The organism is Blastomonas sp. (assembly GCF_041747255.1).
Lineage (GTDB): Bacteria > Pseudomonadota > Alphaproteobacteria > Sphingomonadales > Sphingomonadaceae > Blastomonas.
The window spans coordinates 1-4,152 of record NZ_JBGTFM010000144.1; the positions used below are offsets into that span (position 1 = coordinate 1).

A 4,152-nucleotide genomic window follows, 5' to 3' on the forward strand; every position below is an offset into this window, starting at 1 on the left:
CTGAGCGGAGGGGGGTTAAACGTGGGCGTTGCGGCGGAGCGGCGGAGCTTACGAGGGGTCCAGCTCCCCCCTCAAAGCACCTGCCCGCGAAAACATGCCCTCACCTCGTCGACGAACACCTCCGGCAGCTCAAGCGCCGCGAAATGCCCGCCCTTGTCCACCTCGTTCCAGTAGATCAGGTTTGAAAACCGCTTTTCCGCCCAGCGGCGCGAGGTCTGGAACAACTCTTTGGGGAAAATTGTACCGCCAGTCGGCACGTCAATCGGATCGAAATTCATCTGGCCAAAGCTGTGCCAGTACAGCCGCGCCGAGGACGCTGCGCTGTTGGTCAGCCAGTAGAGCGTGATCGTATCGAGCAGCGCATCGCGGTCGAAGCCCGAAAAGCTGTCATCGCAATCGGACCATGTGCGGAATTTCTCCAGTATCCACGCCATCTGGCCGACCGCTGAATCGGCAAGCGCGTAGCCGATGGTCTGCGGGCGGGTGCGCTGGATTGACGAATAGCCGCTTTCCTTCGCCTGATAATGCTGCAGCTGCGCCATCGCGCGCTTTTCAAGGCCGCTGAGGTCACCCATCGTCGCGGGATCAGGCGCGGCGATCACCATGTTGCTGTGCACTGCCGCGCAGGCACCCCGGTTCTGAAGCGCAATCTCAAGCGTCACGGCCGAGCCCCAATCGCCGCCTTGCGCGAAATAGCGGTCATAGCCCAAAGCGCGCATCAGATCGTCCCAGACCCCGGCGATCTTTGCAATGTCCCAGCCGGGGACCTCAGGCTTGCCCGAAAAGCCAAAGCCCGGCAGCGAGGGGATGACCAGATGGAAGGCATCGGCCGAGTCAGCAGGATCGGTCAGCGGTGCGATGATATTCATGAACTCGAGCACCGATCCCGGCCAGCCATGTGTGATCAGCAACGGCCGCGCCCCACCATGGGGCGAGCGGATGTGCAGAAAGTGGATGTCCACGCCATCCAGCGTGATCAGATGGTTGGGATAGCCGTTCAGCATCGCCTCGCAGCGCCGCCAGTCATAGCCGTCTGCCCAATAAGCGGCGAAATCGCGCACCGTGGAGAGAGGAATGCCCTGGTCCCAGTCATCGACCGTTTCCTTTTCAGGGAGGCGGACCGCCTTGATCCGGGCCTTGAGGTCATCCAGCGCGGATTGCGGCACATCGATGCGAAACTGGCGTATCTGGGTCATATGGGTATGCTATGCGCTGCTCGCCGCGCTTGCAATCGTCCCGCATCGATTGCTCCGCTGCTGCGCGCGAGTATCTTTGCGATTCAATGCAACAAAATGCACTGTGCTTAGTTGGAAATAGGATAGTGTCTTTTCACGGCGTGTGCCGTGGTTGCTGTCATGCGTGTTTTTGGCGCAGGCAGACTTCCCCCCAGACACTGTTGAAGGAGAGACTTCTATGAAAACTGCCTTTCACATTTCCATCGTTGCAGCATCAGCGCTCGCGCTGGCCGCTTGTGGTTCGGACAACACGACGAACATCACCGAAGCTGACACCGATATGGAAGCTGCACCGATGGCAGATGGCATGGACGCCAGCGGCAACGTGATGGTGGGTGGCGCAGAAATGCTGCCGACCCGCAACATTGTTGAAAATGCGTCGGAATCGCCGATCCACACGACACTGGTTGCAGCGGTAAAGGCCGCAGGCCTTGTTGATACGCTGGCCGGAACCGGTCCGTTCACCGTATTTGCCCCGGTCAACACCGCGTTTGAAAAGCTGCCCGCAGGCACTGTTGATACGCTGCTGAAGCCCGAGAGCAAGGACGCGCTGACCGGCATCCTGACCTACCACGTTGTGTCGGGCCGGATGACTGCAGCTGACGTCGCCGCCGCGATCACCGCAGGCAATGGCACCGCCACGCTCACCACCGTGCAAGGCGAAACCCTGACCGCCACCATGGAAGGCACCAATGTCGTGCTGACCGGCCAAGGCGGCAGCAAGGCCATCGTCACGCAGGCGGACGTACCGCAGTCGAATGGCGTAATCCACGTCATCGACGGCGTGCTGACGCCCAAGGCATAACTGCAAGCGGCGCGGGCCGGGCACATCTGCCCGCCGCGCTGCCCAGGGTTTTGAAGATTACAGCCTGATCGCCAACCCGGCGGTCAGGCTGTTTTCTTGTTCAGACCGGTTTTGCGCCCGACCCCTGCCCGCCGCGATTGACATATTCCTGCGTGCCCAGGTGATGCACCCGGTCGCCTCCCAGCACAGCCTGGTTGGAATAGGTAAAGCCAGGGTTGAGCGCGCGGTACAGGTCATCGAAATTGCGCTCGACCGTTTTGCGAAACAATTCTTCAAATGAATCAATCACAAAATAAGTCGGCTGCATGTCCGATATCACATAGTCTGTGCGCATCACCCGGTCGACTTCAAGATGGATGCGATTGGGCGACTGGCCCTCCACCGCGAACACCGCCTCGCTGGGGCCAGACAAAATCCCCGCGCCATAGGCTCTGATACCTTCGGCTTCGCGGATCAGGCCGAACTCGACCGTATACCAGTAGAGCGCCGACAGCGCCTTCAGCCGGTTGTTCGCCAGCGCCTTCCATCCGGCGCGGCCATATTCCTGCATATAGTCCGCATAAACCGGATCGGTGAGCATTGGCACATGGCCGAACACATCATGGAACACATCTGGCTCCGAGATATAGTCGAACTGCGCGCGGCTGCGAATGAAATTGCCCGCCGGGAAGCGCCGGTTGGCAAGGTGATAGAAGAACACATGATCGGGGATCAGCATCGGCACCGCGACCACGCGCCAGCCGGTGATCGGCTCCAACGCATCGCTTAAGCTTTCAAAATCGGGCACCCCGCCCTGCCCCAGGTCAAGCCGCTCCAGTCCGGCGATAAAACTGCTCGCTGCACGGCCCGGCAACACCGCCATCTGCTGGGCATAGAGGTCATCCCAGATGCCATGTTCCTCGATCGTGTAGCTGCGCTGATGCGGCTCCAGCCAGTCAATACCGACATGAGCGGGGCGAGCGAGCGGCGCGGTGAAGGTGCCCGCAGGCAGTTCAGGAATGCGCGAATAGTCGATGGTCGCTGGCTGTATCAGCATCTGTTCCACGGCGGCTCTCCTGATGATTGCATACTGAACATGAATATAGCACCGGGCGGCAGAAATATCCTTGCTAAATCTTGCATTTTTCATGCAATATGCGGACAATATTACCTCATTTTGGAATGAAACGGTAAGGATTACCCCACTTGATGCTGGAACAGGAAGATATTCGAATTCTGCGCGCGATGCAGCGCAATGGCCGCATCACCAATGCCGAGCTCGCCGATACGGTTGGCATGTCCGCCTCACCCTGCTGGCGGCGGGTGCGCCGGCTTGAGGCAGATGGCGTCATTCGCGGCTATAGCGCGCAGCTCAGCCGCCGTGCGCTGGGGCTTGGCGTGCTCGCCTATGTCAGCGTCGAGATTGCCGATCACAGCGCCGATATTACCGCCGCGTTCGAGGCCGCCATTGCCTCATTCGATGAGATCATCGCCTGCCATCAGATCACCGGCGGCGCTGATTATATCCTGACCGTGGTCAGCCGCGATCTCGACAGCTATGCCGCGTTCGCCAACAGCAAGCTGCGCCCCATCCCGGGCCTCAAATCGATCAGCACCAGCTTCGTGCTGAGAGAAGCCAAGCCGCAAACCGGGCTGCCGGTATGAGTGGAGGCCATTTGCAGCGGCAAAGTCAGGAACATGGAGCGGGTGAAGGGAATCGAACCCTCGTATTCAGCTTGGGAAGCTGCTGCTCTACCATTGAGCTACACCCGCAACCGGTTGAAAAGTCTGGTGAATTCAGCTTTTCGCGGTGGCCGTTCCGAACTTTTCCTTTTCGGAATTCCGAAACGTGTTCGGCCTTGCGTCCATCGCTATGTCATGAAGGCGCTGCGCGCAATAGGTGTCGACCTCTTTCGTGCCATGTTTGATGATGAAGCTGCGCACCTCGATCAGCGCCTAGCGCTCGCCTTCCGTGTCGCTAGTGGGAACTGCAACTGATGCAGTTATCCGATCTTTGTGGCGATCAACATGGCTAGCGATCGCGTTTTCGCAAACTTCGCACGCGATCTCAAAGCCCTCGCGGTAGGGCCCGTCGTCCATATTGCAAATATTGTGCTTCGCGACATACCGACA

Annotated in this window: 4 protein-coding genes and 1 tRNA gene; 2 read left to right on the top strand and 3 right to left on the bottom strand. The window is 59.4% G+C overall.

All coding sequences use genetic code 11. The features are described from left to right. Nucleotides 1–71: 71 nt before the first annotated feature. The gene (locus ACEW8G_RS05055) at nt 72–1,196 is read right to left on the bottom strand and encodes an epoxide hydrolase family protein (protein ID WP_373487354.1); all 1,125 of its coding nucleotides are present in this window, start codon (nt 1,194–1,196) and stop codon (nt 72–74) included. A 319-nt stretch (nt 1,197–1,515) separates the two neighbouring features. Between ACEW8G_RS05055 and ACEW8G_RS05060 the strand changes: the two genes are divergently transcribed. After that, entirely contained in the window at nt 1,516–2,040 is a 525-nt protein-coding gene (locus ACEW8G_RS05060; protein ID WP_373487356.1) for a fasciclin domain-containing protein, read from the top strand. A 100-nt stretch (nt 2,041–2,140) separates the two neighbouring features. Here ACEW8G_RS05060 and phhA read toward each other — a convergent pair whose 3' ends face one another. After that, the gene (phhA, locus tag ACEW8G_RS05065; protein ID WP_373487357.1) at nt 2,141–3,076 is read right to left on the bottom strand and encodes a phenylalanine 4-monooxygenase; all 936 of its coding nucleotides are present in this window, start codon (nt 3,074–3,076) and stop codon (nt 2,141–2,143) included. Nucleotides 3,077–3,228: 152 nt separating this feature from the next. On the opposite strand from phhA, the gene ACEW8G_RS05070 reads away from it, so the two are divergent. Further along, nucleotides 3,229–3,684, top strand: a complete 456-nt coding sequence (locus tag ACEW8G_RS05070; RefSeq protein ID WP_373487355.1) for an Lrp/AsnC family transcriptional regulator — start codon at nt 3,229–3,231, stop codon at nt 3,682–3,684. A 34-nt stretch (nt 3,685–3,718) separates the two neighbouring features. Here ACEW8G_RS05070 and ACEW8G_RS05075 read toward each other — a convergent pair. Beyond that, nucleotides 3,719–3,792 (bottom strand) — tRNA-Gly (locus tag ACEW8G_RS05075). Between the last annotated feature and the right edge of the window lie 360 nt (nt 3,793–4,152).

What these genes read in the sequence shown, in the direction of transcription:
- ACEW8G_RS05055 (WP_373487354.1), bottom strand. Translation starts at nt 1,196, where the DNA reads ATGACCCAGATACGCCAGTTTCGCATCGATGTGCCGCAATCCGCGCTG.
- ACEW8G_RS05060 (WP_373487356.1), top strand. Translation starts at nt 1,516, where the DNA reads ATGGAAGCTGCACCGATGGCAGATGGCATGGACGCCAGCGGCAACGTG.
- phhA (WP_373487357.1), bottom strand. Translation starts at nt 3,076, where the DNA reads ATGCTGATACAGCCAGCGACCATCGACTATTCGCGCATTCCTGAACTG.
- ACEW8G_RS05070 (WP_373487355.1), top strand. Translation starts at nt 3,229, where the DNA reads ATGCTGGAACAGGAAGATATTCGAATTCTGCGCGCGATGCAGCGCAAT.